Below are 16,294 nucleotides of genomic sequence, written 5' to 3' on the forward strand. Positions count from 1 at the left end.
GTCCGGTCCGGGCTGGGCATGTCCGGTCGGGTCCGGGCCGGTCGGGACCGGTCATGTCCGGTCTGGTCATGTCCGGCCCGGGCCCGGAAAGCGGTGGAGCGGGTGGCGACGGCCACCCGCTCCACTTCCTCCCGCGCGACGCGGGCCGGTCAGGTGAGCTGCTTCAGCTCGGCAGCGCCGAACGACACGCTGAAGCGTTCGCACCAGATCGTCACCGTGGAGAACGTGTTCAGGTCGGTGCCCTGAGGGATCGCGTAGTTCTGGTTGCCCTCGTTGCCCTTGAGGTCGCCGAGGTCGACGTACTTGCCGTCGTCGAGGTTGCCGCCTCCGTCCTGCTTGACCGGCTGGTCGCTGAGCCACACGTGCAGGGCCGGGCCGTCGGAGGTACGCAGGTTCGTCAGGCGCAGCGTCGCCGTCCCGTCCGCGAGCCGCTGGATCTCCACCGAGCCGCTGGTCTCGTGCTCGTGGGAGATGAAGCTGCCGTTCGCCACCTGCTTGGCCTGCGCGGCCCCCTGCCCGTCGGTGGCCACCGGAGCCGCCTCATCGACGCGTTCCGTGGTGAGCAGCCGCCAGGGCTGGAAGAGATAGAGCCCGATGGCCGCCGCGAGGACGACCACGACGGTGCTGATCCAGAGGACAGGGCTTTTGGTCCGGGACATCAGGTTTCCGTTTCCGTTTCTGTTGGGTGTTCAGGCCCACCCGGTGGCCGGGCGTGGCGCCGAAGCAACCGTCGGCGGTGGCCTCGGCGTTGTGGCCACATCGCCCTCAGAGACGGCAGGACCGGGAAACGTTACACGCAGGGCCGTCGCACGTGGCGTTGCCGCACATATGCCGCTGCACGTGGCGCCGTTGTACGTGGCGCCGTTGCACGTAGTGCCGTTGCACGTAACGCCTGGCGCCCTTCGTCGCACTGAGCCGTATGAACACCAGAGAGGTTTCCTTCCCGGGCTCCTGCGGGGAGCCGCTGTCCGGCCGCCTGGAGTTGCCCACCGGCCCCGTGGTGGCGACGGCCCTGTTCGCCCACTGCTTCACCTGCGGCAAGGACTCGGTCGCCGCCACCAGGATCTCGCGTGAGCTGGCGGCACGCGGCGTAGCCGTCCTGCGCTTCGACTTCACCGGTCTCGGCCGGTCGGGGGGCGACTTCGCCGACACCACCTTCACCTCCAACGTCGACGACCTGGTGCGCGCCGCCGGCCATCTGCGCGACACGATCGGAGCGCCGAGCATCCTCATCGGCCATTCCCTTGGTGGCGCCGCCGTCCTGGCGGCGGCGAACTCGATCGTCGAGGCCAAGGCCGTCGTCACCATCGGCGCACCGGCCGACACCGCTCACGTCGAGCATCTGCTCGGCTCCTCGCGGGCCGAGATCGAGGCGAGCGGGGTGGCCGAGGTGGTGCTGGCCGGCCGGTCCTTCCGGATCGGCAAGCAGTTCCTCACCGACATCGGGCGGCAGAACCAGCGGGAGCGCATCGCCGGACTGCGCCGTGCCCTGCTGGTCATGCACGCGCCGCAGGATGATCTGGTGGGCGTGGAGAACGCCAGGCTCATCCACGACGCGGCACGCCACCCCAAGTCCTTCGTCTCGCTGGACGGCGCCGACCACCTGCTCACCGATCGCACGGACGCCGCCTACGTGGCGGAGGTCCTCGCGGCGTGGGTCGGCCGCTACCTCGACGGTCCGCGGGACGCGGGCGGCGAGCCGGGAGTGGTCACGGTTGCGGAGACCGGCAAGGGGGAGTTCCAGCAGACGGTCACCTCGGGTCGGCACCGCCTGATCGCCGACGAACCCCGCTCCTTCGGCGGCGCCGACACCGGCCCGGGCCCCTTCGACCTGCTGCTGGCCGGCCTCGGCGCCTGCACGTCGATGACGGTCCGTATGTACGCCGACTCCCAGCAGCTCCCGCTCGAACAGGTCGCGGTGTCGCTGCGGATGAAGGACAAGGACACGATCCTCAAGGAACTCGTGCTCAGCGGCGAACTCACCACGGAGCAGCGGGAGAAGCTGCACGAGATCGCCGACAGATGCCCGGTCCACCGGACGTTGACCGGTGACCTCACGATCGAGACGACGATCCCATGAAGCCCCTTTCGAGCGGCTGTCGATGACCGGCGCCTGCTCAGGCACCTGCGGGCGACCGCCCAACGACAGGGCCGACTCGAGGGACCAGCCCCGAGTCGGCCCCGGACTCTCCTCAACGCCGGCTACAGGATCGCGGCGGCCGTTGTGACGTCGACGGGAGTTCTCGACCGGAACCCCAGAACGCCGGAACCCCAGAACGCCGGAACCCCAGAACGCCGGAACCCCAGAACGCCGGAACCCCGGAACCCCGGAACCCCGGAACCCCGGAGCGCCGGAACGGGCGGAATGCCGGAACCAGCCGGGACGTCGACCCTCAGTCGTTCTGAGCGGGGTGCGGCTGCTCGGGTCCGACGGAGAGCCCGGCCCTCGCACGGCGCAGCTCATCGGCCTCGTCGCGGACGCTGTCGAGCCTGACTTCGAGCATGCTGACACGCTCGCGGTAGCGCTCCAGCTCGGCCCGGACGAATTCGGCGTCCGCCACCTGGCGGGCCGTCTCCTCGCGGATCGCGGCGGTCTCCTCGGCGAACTTCCGCTCACCGGCCTCGAGCTGGGCGATGGCCATGTCGCCCGCCTCCTCGGCCAGCGTGGCGCGCTGCTCGGCGGCCAGGATGCGCTGCGCGGCGGCCCGCGTGACGGTCTCGATCCGCGCCTCGGCTGCCGCGGAGTCCGTGATGATCGCCAGCTCCTCGATGTAGCCGGGCAGATCGGTGGAGAGCTGGTTGACGTGGCCGGCGAGCTGGTTGATGAGTGCGACGAGGGCGTCGCGCGACTGGGCGGCCGGGGCGTCGGCGGCGGCCGGCATGTCCATCATCGCCATCATCTCGTCGTCAAGTGCCTCCGGCGACGCCTCCTCGATTCCCTCGGCGGCGGGAGCCTGTACGAGCTCCTGGGGCACCACCTCAGCTCCGGGGACCTGCCCGAACGCCTGGGGCGCCGCGTCCGTGGCGGGCGTCCGCCCGACCGCACCGGGCGCCGCACCAGCGGGGGAGGCCTGCCCGAAGGCGGCGGACGACGACTGCTCGGCGACCGGTGCCTGGGTCCCCTGCGCGCCCTCCTTGGCCGCCTTCTTGGCTTCGGCTGCCGCGCGCCTGTCCTCCTTGCGCTGCAGCCGCTTGGCGCGGAACTTCCTGAACGCGCCGAGCGCGTTGTGGTCGGGGTGCGGGCAGTAGCGGGGCGCCGGACCCTGCGCGCCGGCCGTGGGCGGCTCGGGCGGATTGGTGCAACCCGGGTAGGCGCAGTTGGGGATGGTCTCTATGGTCTCGACGGTCATTTTCCTTCGGCCTTTCGTTGCTGGCTTAGCGATATTCCGGATTCTCGAAGTCGAAACGGCATCCTGCGTCCCACTGCGACCGCTGGTTCCCGTGCGCCGGAACGCCACCGGCGTTCTTGAGCAGCCGGGCCAGATGCAACAGGTTCCACGTCATGAACGTGGTGTTCCTGTTGGTGAAGTCGTTGGCGGGACCGCCGGAGTCGGGATCGAGATAGGAGGGGCCTGGCCCGGCTTCGCCGATCCAGCCCGCGTCCGCCTGCGGCGGGATGGTGTAGCCCAGGTGCTGCAGGCTGTACAGGACGTTCATGGCGCAGTGCTTGGCGCCGTCTTCGTTGCCGGTGATCAGGCAGCCGCCCACGCGCCCGTAATAGGCGTACTGACCGGCATCGTTGAGCAGGCCCGAGCAGGCGTAGAGCCGCTCGATGACCAGCTTGGCGACCGAGCTGTTGTCACCCAGCCAGATCGGCCCGGCGATGACGAGGATGTCGGCGGCCATCACCCGCTGGTAGATCGACGGCCACGCGTCGCGCTCCCAGCCGTGCTCCGTCATGTCCGGCCACACCCCGGTGGCGATGTCATGGTCGATCGCCCGCAGATGCTCGACCTGAACGCCCTGCTTCTCCATGATCCGCGAGCTGAGGTCGATCAGGCCCTGCGTGTGGCTGCGCTCCGGGCTCCTCTTCAGCGTGCAGTTGAGGAACAGCGCACTCAGGTCGTCATGGCTCATACCCCTCAGTGCGGCGGGAGCGTCGAACGTTACAAGGACCACGTACGCGTACTTGGGGCTCGGCGGATACCGGCGGCGAGGGGGTGGGGACAGACCCGACGACCGGAGTGAATCGCGCACATGCCCCGCAGGAGCTCCGCGCGGCGTCCCGCCAAGTGGCGCACGACTTCCGGATGCGCGATATCGCCGAGCGGGCCCACCATCGGTGGTCGGCCCGCCGCCACGACGGCGGCCTGCTTCACGCCGACGGTCACCACTCGGCGTGCAGGTCCCACCGCCGTAAGCGGGTGAGAACCGGGCGTGGCAACACGGTCGACGGCGCGAAAGTGCCTAGCTTTCCGTCAGAAGCACGGAAAGGGGCAAGGGTTGATCAGCACGTCCGAAGCGTCTCCGCCCGGTCGTACGTTCTTCGGTCATCCTTGGGGTCTTTCCACCCTCTTCATGACCGAGATGTGGGAGCGGTTCAGCTATTACGGCATGCGTGCCCTGCTCGCCGTCTATCTCGCCGCACCGGTGAGCGAGGGGGGCCTCGGATTTCCGACCAGCACGGCCATCGCCATCTTCAGTGTGTACCTCTCGATGGTCTATCTGCTGACGCTCCCGGGCGGCTGGGTCTCGGACCGCTTCCTCGGGCCGCGGAAATCGGTGACGGTCGCCTGCGTCATCATCATGATCGGGCACTTCCTTCTCGCGGTGCCCACCGAAGGGTTCTTCTTCGCCGGTCTGTTCTTCGTGGCCGTCGGCTCCGGCCTGGTGAAGGCGAACATCTCGACGATGGTGGGCCATCTCTACCAGGGCGCGCTGGAATGGCGCCGGGACAGTGCGTTCACCATCTTCTACATGGGCATCAATCTCGGTGCCTTCTTCGCCCCGCTGGTGATCGGGACCATCGGGCAGAAGGTGGGATACCACCTGGGGTTCGCGGTGGCCGGCGTGGGGATGGCGCTCGGCCTGGTCCAGTACCTCCTCGGGCGCCGCTCCCTGAGCCCGCACAGCGATCTCGTCCCCGCACCGCTGGACGCCGCACAACGAGCCGCGTTGGTGAAGAAAGGCCTTCTGTGGCTGCTGGTGCCCGTCGTCTTCTACGCCGTCGTCGTGCTCTCCGGGCACTACACCCTCAACTGGGTGGTGGTTCCCCTGACCATCATCGGCCTGGTGTTCCCGGCGTGGACGCTGTTCAGGATCAGGCGGGATCCCGAGCTCACCGTTCCGGAGCGGCAGCGGATGACGGCCTACGTATGGCTGTTCGTCGCCGCAGCGATCTTCTGGATGATCTACGACCAGGGCGGCTCGACCCTCAACATCTTCGCCGCCAAGAACACCGACACCACGTTCGCCGGGATCGACTTCCCCTCGAGTTGGTTCCAGTCGCTGAACCCGTTGTTCATCATGGCCCTCGGCCCGGTGTTCGCATGGCTCTGGCAGTGGCTCGCCGCCCGGCACAAAGAACCGTCCACGCCCGCCAAGTTCGCCGTCGGTCTCATTCTGGTCGGCCTGTCCTTCGTCGTCTTCCTGCCGGCGCTGGCGGCGGCCGCGAACGGCAACCTGGTCTCCCCGCTGTGGCTGTGCGCCATCTACCTCGTGCAGACGGTCGGCGAGTTGTGCCTGTCGCCGGTGGGCCTGTCCGTCACCACCAAGCTCGCGCCGGAGAAGTACGGCAGCCAGATGATGGGCGTGTGGTTCCTGGCCGTGACGGCGGGCGACTGCGTGACCTCGCTCGCCTCCCTCGCCGGAGCCAACCTCGACGGACGCCCGTTCGTCGTCGCGGAGGTGACGGTCGCGGTGGTGGTCGGCCTGGTCATCCTGCTCTTCCGCAAACAGATCAGCAGCCGCTTCGTCGGCCACCACTGAGCCTCCCGGACCCCGTACCGGCTGGGCCGGAACGCCGGCCCGAACGTGGGTGGTGGCCCGCCCGGTGACGTAGCGGCAGTCCGCGTCGTGGTCGACCGGCGGGAGCGCGGATACGGTGACCCGCGTGGACAGGGACGAACGGCTGCTGCACGCCTCGTCGTTCGGCGCAGCGGCGGTCGCCTACGACGAGCACCGTCCGGACTACGCGCAGGCGGCGGTGCGCTGGGCGCTCGAGTCTGCGCCCGGTCCGCGTGTGCTCGACCTCGGCGCCGGAACCGGGAAGCTGACCGCCACGCTGGTCGCGCTGGGTGCCGACGTCATCGCGGTCGAGCCCGACCCGGCGATGCTGACCGAGCTGCGCCGCTCGCTGCCGGCCGTCCGTGCCCTGCCGGGCAGCGCCGAGGTGATCCCGCTGCCGGACGCCTCCGTCGACGCCGTGCTGGCCGGCAACGCCATGCACTGGTTCGACATGGCCGTCGCGGGACCCGAGATCGCCAGGGTCCTCGCACACGGTGGCGTCCTGGCCGGCCTGTGGAACGTCATGGACGACCGCGTCGAGTGGGTGGCCGGGCTCGCACGGATCAGCGGGAGCGCGGCCATCGGCCCGCGTGACACGCCCACCAGTTGGCGCGCCGAGACGGCCGACGCACACCTTCCGAAGACCGGCGAGGCCGCCCGGTTCGGCTCGCCGGAGCAGGTCGAGTTCCCGCACGGGCAGGTGCGCACCGCCGCCTCCCTCGTCGCGACCTTCCCGCCCAAGGGGGCCACCTGGCTTGCCGGGCTTGTCGATTCCCCCGGCGCGGGCACCTGGTACGTGGGCGGCGCCCTCCTGACCGGAGTCGCCTGCCTGACGGCCCTCGGTGCACGAGGGCGCAGGAGGTCCCGCGCGTCGACGTAGGCGGGCGGGTCCAGCCGGTGGCCGCGCCGCCGCAGGGCCGCTGCCGCGCTGCGCCCCCGCCTACGGGCGAAGGCGCTGCGGCCCCCCTGCGGGCGAAGGCGCGTGACCGTCGGGCCGACCGTTCGTCGTGCCCGGGATACCGTTCATCGCATACGGTCGACGCGGAGGCTTCTCAACCGCTTGTGTGCTTCCTACCGTTCGGATCATGAGTCCACCTGTTGCACCCCCGGGATGGAGTCGCTGGCTCGTCCCGCCCGCCGCGCTCTCGGTCCACCTCTCCATCGGCCAGGCCTACGCCTGGAGCGTGTTCAAGCCTTCGCTCGAATCGGCCCTCGGGCTCAGTGGCACGCAAAGCGCGCTGCCCTTCCAGGTCGCCATCGTGATGCTCGGGCTGTCGGCCGCGTTCGGCGGCACCCTCGTGGAGCGCAACGGGCCACGCTGGGCGATGACCGTCGCGCTCGTCTGCTTCTCGTCCGGCTTTCTGATCTCCGCGCTGGGCGCCGCCACGGAGCAGTACTGGCTGATCGTCCTCGGATACGGGTTCGTCGGCGGCATCGGCCTCGGCATCGGCTACATCTCGCCGGTCTCCACGCTCATCAAGTGGTTCCCCGATCGGCCCGGCATGGCCACCGGCATCGCCATCATGGGCTTCGGCGGCGGTGCGTTGATCGCCTCGCCCCTGTCGGCGCAGATGCTGGAGTCGTTCGGGTCCGACAGCTCCGGGATCGCGCTCGCGTTCCTCGTCCACGGGTTGTCCTACGCCGCGTTCATGTCGCTCGGCGTGCTGCTGGTGAGGGTGCCGCGCAGCGAGAAACCCGTGGAGAGCGGGCCGAGCGCCGTCGACGGAGTGCAGGTCTCGGCCCGCGACGCCGTGCGCACGCCGCAGTTCTGGTGTCTGTGGATCGTGCTCTGCATGAACGTGACCGCCGGGATCGGCATCCTGGAGAAGGCCGCCCCGATGATCACGGACTTCTTCGCGGACACGTCCACACCGGTGTCGGTGTCGGCGGCCGCCGGCTTCGTGGCACTGCTGTCCGCGGCCAACATGGCGGGCCGCATCGGCTGGTCGTCGACCTCCGACCTGATCGGCCGCAGGAACATGTACCGCGTGTACCTGGGTGCCGGCGCCGTGATGTACGCGCTCATCGCGCTGTTCGGGGACTCGTCGAAGCCGCTGTTCATCCTGTGCGCACTGGTGATCCTCTCCTTCTACGGAGGCGGCTTCGCGACGATCCCCGCGTATCTGAAGGACCTCTTCGGGACCTACCAGGTCGGCGCGATCCACGGCCGGCTGCTCACCGCGTGGTCCACGGCCGGCGTCCTCGGGCCGCTGATCGTGAACTGGATCGCCGACCGGCAGGAGGAGGCCGGCAAGCACGGCTCGTCCCTGTACGGCCTGTCGTTCGTCATCATGATCGGGCTGCTCGTCGTCGGCTTCGTCGCCAACGAACTCGTCCGTCCCGTACACCCGAGCCGCCACATCCCCGCACCGAGGGAGGAAACCGCCGATGTCGAACGACAGCGCTCAGAGTCCGCCTGACCGGCGCGGGCTGATCGCCTTCGCCTGGTTGTGGGTGGGCGTTCCGCTGGCGTACGGGCTGTACGAACTCGTACGGAAGGCGACGCAGCTGTTCACGGGATGACGTCAAGGGCCGACGAGACGCCGGGAGGCGGCCGTTGACGGACGGCGACGCCGAAGTGTGATGGACCTACCCATAGGGTGATCCCATGTCCGCCAGGTTGAGTTCCACCAGGGTCCGCGCCGCGCTCGGCGTATCGGCCCGCGTGTCCGTCGAGTTGTTGCTGGTCCTCGTGACGGGCGCGGTCGCCCTGTGGCTGCTCGGCCGGATGTGGTCGGTCGTCTGGCCGCTCATCGTCGGCCTGCTCCTCACCACGCTGACCTGGCCCCTGACGCGTTTCCTGCGCAGGCGCGGGTGGCGTCCCGCGCTTGCCGCGTCGGCCGTGACCGTACTGTTCCTGCTGGTCACCGCGGGCGTCGTGGCGCTGATCGCGGTGCCGGTGGCCTCCCAGTCCGGCGAGTTGTCGGACGGCGTGGTCCAGGGCATCCAGCAGCTGCGCGAATGGGCTGCCGGACCGCCGCTGAACATCGGGGACGACCAGATCACCGGCGCCTTCGACGCCGCTGTCGCCCGGATCCAGGACAGCGCCGGCAGCATGGTCACCGCTCTCGTCAGCGGGGTGGGCACCGTGGTCAACGGTGTCGTCACCGCCGTGCTGGCGCTGTTCCTGATGTTCTTCTTCCTCAAGGACGGCCCCCGGTTCCTGCCCTGGCTCACACGTCAGCTGCCCGGTTCGCTCGCCACCCACGTCCCGGTCGTGGTCGCGCGCAGCTGGAACACGCTCGGCGCGTTCGTACGCTCCCAGGCATTCGTCGGCCTGATCGACGCCGTCCTCATCGGCATCGGCCTGTGGGTCCTGGGGGTGCCACTGGTGCTCCCTCTGGCCGTGCTGACCTTCGTCTCCGCGTTCGTACCGATCGTGGGTGCCCTGTTCGCCGGCCTGGTCGCGGTGCTCATCGCGTTGGTGTCGAACGGGCCGACGGACGCGCTGATCGTGCTGGCGATCATCGTCGCGGTGCAGCAGCTCGAGGGCAATGTGCTGCAGCCGATGATCCAGAGCCGCGGCCTCGGCCTGCATGCGGCGGTGGTCCTGCTGGCGGTGACACTGGGCGGCAGTCTGGCCGGCATCGTGGGCAGCCTGCTCGCGGTGCCGGTGGCCGCGATGATCGCGGTGGTCTGGAACTATCTGCGCGAGCAGTTCACGGACCCGCCGCAGGAGCCGGAGACGGACGAGCCCCACACCGCCGGTGCCGCTGTCGTCGCCTAGCGTGCCGCGTCGTGGACCGAGGGACTCGCCTCACCGTTCCCGTCTCGTCCTCCGGCGGTTCGCCAGGGGCCGTATGCCGACCGGGCGGACTCCTGGCGCCCGCGCGCTAGTGGAGGGAGAGGCGGCCGCGGGCCGTACGCCGTGGGCCGTTACGCGAAGGGAGCCGGTCATGTCGTACCCCGTGTATCCCGAGCCGCGGTATCTCGGGGAAGGGGGCGAGATCACCGCGCGGTTCCGGGCAGCGGACACTCCTGCGGACCTGGCCGACGAATCGGGGAACCGGACGAGTCATCTCGCCACGGGCGCCTCGACGGGCGGGGAGTTCGGGCTGTACAGGGTCGAGTTGGCAGCGCGCTCGCCCGGGCCCAGTACGCACTTCCACCGGGCGATCTCGGAGTCGTTCTTCATTCGCGCCGGGGAGGTGAACCTGTTCGACGGCGAGCGGTGGACGACCGCGCGCGCCGGGGACTTCGTCTACGTCCCGGTCGGCGGGCTGCACGCGTTCAAGAACGACTCGGACGCTCTCGCTTCCATGCTGCTGCTGTTCGCGCCGGGTGCGCCGCGCGAGCAGTACTTCGAGCAGGTCGCGGAGATGGCGAGCAAGGGCGGCGAGGAGTTCGCGGAGTTCCTCGTGCGGCGCGACTCGTTCTTCGTCGACACGAAGGGCGGGCCCGGCAGGGCCTGACACGGGTTTCACGCCCGTTGCGGACCGCGTCAGGCTGCCCGGGCAACCACACTTCACCGTCGGGCGCTGCCCGTCAGATCGTGTCGACCAACTCCCCGAGGGCGGCGGCGAGTCGGGCCAGCCCGGGGCCCGCGGGTCCGCCGGGCTCCTCCATGTAGACGTCCCGCCGGATCTCGATCATCAGGGCGCTGACCCGCGGGTCCTTCCCGTAGAACTCCAGCGGTACGTAGGTGCCGGTGAAGGGGCTGTCGAGCCCGGTGCCGCCGAAGCCCGCGAACGCCCGCTCGGCGGCGGTGAGAAGCCCGGGCGGGGTGTGGAAGGCGTCGGTCCCCAGGCAGATCGGCGGCCGGGGTCCGTCGCCGTGCAGCTCGTACGGGAGCGGCCGCGTGGGGTATGAGTGGACGTCGATGACGACGGCCCGTCCCACCGCGTCGAGGCGGCCGGAGACGGCGGCCGTCATCGCGTCCGCGTACGGGTGGAAGTAGCGGTCGATCAGCGGCTGTGGGTCGGTGTCCGCCGGGCGGAGCGCTTCGCGGTGTGTGGTCCGGGTGTACACCGCGCCCATGCCGACGGCCAGCATCTCCTCCCGCTCGTCGGGGAACCGCTCGGGATCGACCACCAGGCGCGAGAGCGAGTTGACGAACCGCCACGGCCTGGCATCGGCCACATCGGCAGCGTCGGCGGCCAGTTCGGCGGTGTGCGCGTCGGTGATGTGGTCGAGCTCGCGCCGCAACTCCTGGTCGTCCAACCGGATGCCGCGGCGCACCGGCTCGGGGATCACCCGCGAGGAGTGCGGGACGTGCAGGATCACGGGGGATTCAACGGCACCGGGGATGAGGTGGAACGAGTGGCTCATGTCGGCCATCCTCCCTCCCTCTCTTCCGCTCGGGAGCGCGGGCCGGTCCCGAGCCGGTCGGCAGTGACCATGGGGACGCTCCTGCTGATCGCGTGGCTGTCCGCGCTCGGCCGGGCCGCGCTCGGCCGGGGCGAGCTCGGGCAACAGCGCGGGTTACGCCCTGGCATGGGCGGCTGCCCGCATGTGGGGCTCGTGGCTGCGGTCATGGTGGCGCGCCGCCCACCCCGGGTCGGGGCAACCCGGAGTGAGCGGCGCGTCGTGACGAGGTCAGGCCCCCGGCGGTGCGTGCACGGGGCGGCCGTTGCCGCGGGTGAGGCGGTAGCCCCAGATACCGGCCAGTGAGGCGAGCACCGCACCGGCCGCCGTCCACAGCACGCGGGACGACCACCACCCGGAGGCCCAGCCGTCCTCGGGCTCGACCTCGCGTCCGGACGCGGGCACCAGTGGTGCGGAGAGCGTGCCGTCCACGGCGGCGGCGCCCCCGGAGTCGGCGGACGCGATCTCCAGTGCGGCGTCGACGGGCTCGCCCAGGTCCTCGGCGGGAGCGTCGACGACCGTCAGACGGACGTAGTACACGCCGGGCAGCGGGTCGTTGGCCCACTCCTCCGACCACGCGCGGACGGTGCGCAGCGCACAGGACAGCTCGACGGACGCCGCCTGCGCCTGGGCGGTCCTCACGTCGCTGCCGTAGCGACAGGCCTGGTGGCGCCGCAGCCCGTCGTACACGTCGAGCCGCCAGGTGTGGGCGCCGTGCCGGGCCTCGGATCCCGGGAGCTTCACCGTGGCCCGTACCGTGGCCCGCTGTCCGGCATCGGCCGGGAACTGCCAGTACAGGTAGTCACCGGTCGAGGCCTGTGCCGTGGCCCGTTGTCCGGGTCGTACGACGGTGGCGGTACGGAACGACGTGCCGGCCTCGGTCGGAGCGGAGGCCTCCTCCGAAGCCGATCCCGAGGCCGATTCCGAAGCCGTTCCCGGGCTGGGAGTGGACGTCTCGGCGGCCGCGACGCCCGGGAACGTGAACAGCGCGGCGGCGGCGAGCAGCGCTCCGGTGAACGTGCGTACGGTACGCATCAGTTGGTCCTCCAGACGGCGACGCGCCAGCGCGAGATCCAGCCCCACAGCAGACCGGCCGCGAAGCCCGCGACCGTGAGCAGACCGATCAGCCACCAGCCCTGGCCGAGGCCGAGGAAGGCCACGTCGCCGGCGTCGCGGGGGCCGTCCACCACGTCGAGGGTGAGCTCGACGGGCAGACCGGGAGCGGTCTTGTCGGCCGCGGATGCCGGGGAGGAGAAGGAGTTGCTCACGCGCAGGCAGACCGTCTCGGCGGCGGGCTCGGCGTCGCCGACGTCATCGGCGTCCGCTTCCTCGATCTCGGGCTTGGAATGGCGCAGCCCTGTGGAGATGACGTCCGTACGCCCGTCTCCCGCCGCCTCGCCGCGTACGATCTCCCGTCCGCTCAGGGTCGAGGCGCGGAGCAGCACACCGTAGTCGCGGTTGACGGCACGGTCGGCGGCGATGCTCACCGAGGCCCGCAGTTCCTGCCCGGGCAGCAGGTCCACCCGGTACCAGCGGTGCTGGCCGATGGCCTCGCGGTCGGCGTAGAGGCCGGGCTTGAGGCGCGGGGCGGCCTCGCAGCGGTCGGTGCCCTGCGTGGCGACCGGAGTGACGACGGGTTCGGCCGCGCGGTCGACCAACTGGCTGACACGGTCCGACAGTTCGTCCTTGTGCTGCACGGAGGTGTACGTACCGCCCGTGGCCTCGGCGATGCACATCAGCTGGGCGCGCATCTTGGCGTTCGGGACCAGGCCGAGCGTGTCGATGGTGATGTTGATGCCCTTGGCCGCGATCTCACGCGCCACTTCGCACGGGTCGAGCGGGGCGCAGGTGTCCTCGCCGTCCGTGATGAGCACGATCCTGCGGGTGGCGCTGCCGCCGCCCTCCAGATCGTCCGCGGCACCCAGCAGCGCCGGTCCGATCGGGGTCCAGCCGGTCGGGGTCAGGGTGGCGACGGCCGTCTTCGCCTCGGTCCGGTCGAGTTCGCCGACCGGGTAGAGCTGCCGGGTGTCCTTGCAGCCCTGCTTGCGGTCCTTGCCGGGGTAGTCGGCGCCGAGCGTGCGGATGCCGAGCCTGACCTCTTCCGGCACCGCGTCCAGCACCTCGTTGAACGCCTGCTTGGCCGCGGACATCCGCGACTGGCCGTCGATGTCGCGGGCCCGCATCGAACCGCTGACGTCCAGGACGAGTTGAACCTTGGGTGGTTGCTTCGCGGCCTGCCCGTCGGCCGGGTCGTCGCCCGAGTCGGCGAAGGCGGCGGCGGGTACGAGACCGCCGGTCAAGGTGACCAGCAGCGCGCCGCAGAGCGCGGCTGCCAGTCGCTTTCTTATGATCATCGCCGGATCATAGTGAGGGTGGGGAGCCCGGCCCAATTCGGCGGCGACGTACGGCCGGACGTACGGCCGGGACGGCGGCGAGGTACGGCCGGACGTACGGCCGCGACGGCGGCGGGGACGTACGGCCGGGGCGGACGGAAGGTGCCGTCTGTCTCGATCCGGACGTTCTGAGCGTGCCGTCTCTCGGCCGGGCTGTGCGGGGCCTCCCGCCTCCTCCGGGGCCTCAGCCGGCGGCGGCCGGATCGACGAGCACGCCCGGGTTGAGGATGCCGGCGGGGTCGAGTGCCTGCTTCACTGCTCGGAGTGCGTGTGCGAACGGCTCCGGACGCTGGCGGTCGTACCCCGGCCGGTGATCGCGCCCGACGGCGTGATGATGGGTGACGGTCGCGCCGTGATCGGTGAGGATCCGCATGGCCTCGGACTTGATCTCGTCCCACATCGCGACCTCGTCGCCGCGCCGCCCCGGGGCGATGACGGTGAAGTACGGCGCGGGCCCGTCCGGATAGACGTGGGTGAAGCGGCAGTTGACGGTGCCCATGGTGCCCGTCACCTCCCGTACGACGTCCCCCAGCCGGCGGCGCACCGTCTCGTACAGATCGGGCGCACGGTCCCAGGTGCAGGCCGTCTCGAAGGTCTCGGTGACCACGCTCATCCGGGCGAGCGCATCGCGGAGGTAGGGCATCCGCAGGAACGCCGAGCGCCAGGTGCCGGCTGCGGCGTCCTCGGTGCCCGGGCCGGTCGGCGTGGGTGAGCCGCCGTGGTCACGGGCGAGGGTGACGAGTTCGGCGAGGCGCTCGCCGACGGGGGAGTGGGCCGACTCCACACCGAGGACGAGCACGCTCTCGCCGTCCCGCGCCACCCCTGCCAGAGCGGCCTCGCCGGGGTCCAGCAGCCGGCAGTTGGCCGGGTGCAGACCCGACTGTGCGATGGCGCGTACGGCGTCCATCGCGGCGTGGATGTCGCCGAACAGCACCGTGGCCGACGCCTTGTGGCGCGGGCGGTCCTGCAGCCGCATCCACGCCTCGGTGATCACGCCGAGCGTGCCCTCGGACCCCAGGAACAGCCGGTCGGGGGACGGGCCCGCGCCCGAACCGGGCAGCCGCAGCGACTCGTTGATCCCGACCGGCGTCACCACGCGCAGCGATTCCACAAGGTCGTCGATGTGCGTGTACAGCGTGGCGTAGTGTCCGCCGGCCCGGGTGGCCAGCCATCCGCCGAGGGTGGAGAACTCGAAGCTCTGGGGGAAGTGGCGCAGGGTGAGTCCGTGCGGGCGCAGTTGTGCTTCGAGCGCGGGGCCCAGGGCGCCGGCCTGGATCCGGGCGGCCCGGCTGACCCGGTCGATCTCCAGCACCCGGTCCAGCCGGGAGAGATCCAGCGACACCACGCCACGGTGCCGGTCCTCGCGGTACTCGACCCCGCCGACGACCGAACTGCCCGCACCGTACGGCACGACGGCGACGTCCTCGTCCGCCGCCCAGCCGAGGATGTCGACCACATCCTGTTCGGTACGAGGATGGGCGACCTGGTCGGGCGCCGCCGAGAGGTCGCCGTTCAGGGCGCGGACCACGTCGCGGTACGCCTTGCCGTAGGTGTGCGCGGCCCGGTCCTCCGGAGCAGCGGACATCAGTGGGGCGAGGGCCGGGGGCGGCTCGACGCGCACCCTGGGCAGTTCGAGGTGGGCGATGTCGGGCACCGGCAGGGGGGTGGACGCCGAGCCCGGTACCAGGGCGCCGAGCGCCGTGCATTCGGCATCGGGCAGTGCCTGCGCCGCGGCGCCCCAGCCCCACCAGGAGCGGGAGGCGAGGGAGGCGGGCGGAGTGCTGGTGCTGTCGGTCACGCGATTCGACCCCTCGGTAATTTACCTCTTGGTAAGTTACCGCAACGTATAGTCTTCTCCATGACCACTGCAAGAGCTTCGGCGGCACCGGATCCGGCCGCCGTGGCACCGGCCGACGGCGACGAGCGGACCGGCGACGAGCGGATCGACGACGAGCGGACCGTCGCCCGGCAGCCCGGCGGCGGGTACGCCGGTGCCCGGCAGACCGTTGCCCCGCAGGCCGGCGCCCCGCAGGGAGCTTCGTCGCGGAGCCGTGGCGCCGGCACCAAGGGCGTCCCGCGTGCCCGCCGCGAGGAGCAGATCGTGGCCGCGGCCCTGGAGGAGTTCGGCCGGCGCGGCCACGCCGCCGCGTCGATGGCCGCGATCGCCCGGCGCGTCGGCGTCACCAAGCCGATGCTGTACACGTACTTCGGCTCCAAGGACGGCCTCTACGCCGCCTGTCTGGAGCACATCGGCCCCCGCCTCCTTGCGGCGATCGAGACGGCCATGGCGACGAGTCCGTCCAGGGACCGGCTTCCCCAGGCCGTCCTCGCCGCGATCTTCGACACGCTGGAGGCCCAGCGGTACGCCTGGTTCGTGCTGTACGACCGGACCCTGCCGCCCGGCTCCGAACCGTGGCGCGCCGCACACCGCCACCGTGAGGCCATCGACGATCTCGCGGCCGCCGGTACCGGCGCGCTGCTGCGCGGTCAGGGCAATGACGACGCACTCGACGCGGACGCGCTCAAGCAGGTGTGGACGGGCACGGTCAGCGCCCTGGTCGGCTGGTGGGTGTCCCAACCGGAACTGTCCGCGCATGACATGAGCGAACGGTGCACCCGGCTGCTTTCGGCGATTCGAGACGGGGCCTGAG

General features: G+C 70.9%; 15 protein-coding genes. 8 read left to right on the forward strand and 7 right to left on the reverse strand.

Annotated elements, in window-relative coordinates:
- Positions 1 to 149: 149 nt before the first annotated feature.
- Entirely contained in the window at positions 150 to 659 is a 510-nt protein-coding gene (locus OG766_RS30845; RefSeq protein WP_266386254.1) for a DM13 domain-containing protein, read from the reverse strand.
- A 260-nt stretch (positions 660 to 919) separates the two neighbouring features.
- Here OG766_RS30845 and OG766_RS30850 point away from each other — a divergent pair, with 260 nt between their 5' ends.
- Entirely contained in the window at positions 920 to 2,080 is a 1,161-nt protein-coding gene (locus OG766_RS30850) for a bifunctional alpha/beta hydrolase/OsmC family protein (RefSeq protein ID WP_266386252.1), read from the forward strand.
- A gap of 313 nt (positions 2,081 to 2,393) precedes the next feature.
- Here the strand turns inward: OG766_RS30850 and OG766_RS30855 are convergent, their stop codons facing one another.
- Both OG766_RS30855 and OG766_RS30860 read right to left on the reverse strand, forming a co-directional pair.
- Positions 2,394 to 3,350: a hypothetical protein gene (locus tag OG766_RS30855; RefSeq protein ID WP_328726716.1), complete on the reverse strand. Its 957-nt coding sequence runs from the start codon at positions 3,348 to 3,350 to the stop codon at positions 2,394 to 2,396.
- Positions 3,351 to 3,375: 25 nt separating this feature from the next.
- Positions 3,376 to 4,077: a flavodoxin family protein gene (locus OG766_RS30860; protein WP_266386246.1), complete on the reverse strand. Its 702-nt coding sequence runs from the start codon at positions 4,075 to 4,077 to the stop codon at positions 3,376 to 3,378.
- Positions 4,078 to 4,443: 366 nt separating this feature from the next.
- Here OG766_RS30860 and OG766_RS30865 point away from each other — a divergent pair, with 366 nt between their 5' ends.
- The 6 genes from OG766_RS30865 to OG766_RS30890 all read left to right on the forward strand — a co-directional run bounded on the left by OG766_RS30865 (position 4,444) and on the right by OG766_RS30890 (position 10,358).
- The gene (locus tag OG766_RS30865) at positions 4,444 to 5,928 is read left to right on the forward strand and encodes a peptide MFS transporter (protein WP_328726718.1); all 1,485 of its coding nucleotides are present in this window, start codon (positions 4,444 to 4,446) and stop codon (positions 5,926 to 5,928) included.
- Between the two features lie 124 nt (positions 5,929 to 6,052).
- The gene (locus OG766_RS30870) at positions 6,053 to 6,826 is read left to right on the forward strand and encodes a class I SAM-dependent methyltransferase (protein ID WP_266386240.1); all 774 of its coding nucleotides are present in this window, start codon (positions 6,053 to 6,055) and stop codon (positions 6,824 to 6,826) included.
- 205 nt (positions 6,827 to 7,031) lie between these two features.
- Complete coding sequence (locus tag OG766_RS30875) at positions 7,032 to 8,366, forward strand: OFA family MFS transporter (protein ID WP_266386237.1); 1,335 nt, start codon at positions 7,032 to 7,034, stop codon at positions 8,364 to 8,366.
- Positions 8,335 to 8,469 (forward strand): MFS transporter small subunit, encoded by a 135-nt coding sequence (locus OG766_RS30880; RefSeq protein ID WP_266386235.1) that lies wholly within the window; start codon positions 8,335 to 8,337, stop codon positions 8,467 to 8,469. Before OG766_RS30875 ends, OG766_RS30880 begins: the two co-directional genes overlap by 32 nt.
- Positions 8,470 to 8,554: 85 nt before the next feature.
- The gene (locus OG766_RS30885; RefSeq protein WP_266386232.1) at positions 8,555 to 9,673 is read left to right on the forward strand and encodes an AI-2E family transporter; all 1,119 of its coding nucleotides are present in this window, start codon (positions 8,555 to 8,557) and stop codon (positions 9,671 to 9,673) included.
- A gap of 169 nt (positions 9,674 to 9,842) precedes the next feature.
- On the forward strand, positions 9,843 to 10,358 hold the full coding sequence (locus OG766_RS30890; RefSeq protein ID WP_328726722.1) for a cupin domain-containing protein: 516 nt from the start codon (positions 9,843 to 9,845) through the stop codon (positions 10,356 to 10,358).
- A 73-nt stretch (positions 10,359 to 10,431) separates the two neighbouring features.
- On the opposite strand, the gene OG766_RS30895 is transcribed toward OG766_RS30890, so the two are convergent.
- From OG766_RS30895 to OG766_RS30910, 4 genes are all read right to left on the reverse strand, one after another.
- Positions 10,432 to 11,223, reverse strand: a complete 792-nt coding sequence (locus OG766_RS30895; protein ID WP_266386227.1) for an N-formylglutamate amidohydrolase — start codon at positions 11,221 to 11,223, stop codon at positions 10,432 to 10,434.
- A 258-nt stretch (positions 11,224 to 11,481) separates the two neighbouring features.
- On the reverse strand, positions 11,482 to 12,285 hold the full coding sequence (locus OG766_RS30900; protein ID WP_328726724.1) for a hypothetical protein: 804 nt from the start codon (positions 12,283 to 12,285) through the stop codon (positions 11,482 to 11,484).
- Positions 12,285 to 13,604, reverse strand: a complete 1,320-nt coding sequence (locus OG766_RS30905; RefSeq protein WP_266386222.1) for a VWA domain-containing protein — start codon at positions 13,602 to 13,604, stop codon at positions 12,285 to 12,287. Before OG766_RS30905 ends, OG766_RS30900 begins: the two co-directional genes overlap by 1 nt.
- A 223-nt stretch (positions 13,605 to 13,827) precedes the next feature.
- Entirely contained in the window at positions 13,828 to 15,441 is a 1,614-nt protein-coding gene (locus OG766_RS30910) for an FAD-binding oxidoreductase (RefSeq protein WP_266386219.1), read from the reverse strand.
- A gap of 315 nt (positions 15,442 to 15,756) precedes the next feature.
- Here OG766_RS30910 and OG766_RS30915 point away from each other — a divergent pair, with 315 nt between their 5' ends.
- Complete coding sequence (locus OG766_RS30915; RefSeq protein WP_423247210.1) at positions 15,757 to 16,293, forward strand: TetR/AcrR family transcriptional regulator; 537 nt, start codon at positions 15,757 to 15,759, stop codon at positions 16,291 to 16,293.
- Position 16,294 lies beyond the last annotated feature (1 nt).

Source organism: Streptomyces sp. NBC_00259, from assembly GCF_036181745.1.
GTDB lineage: Bacteria > Actinomycetota > Actinomycetes > Streptomycetales > Streptomycetaceae > Streptomyces > Streptomyces pratisoli.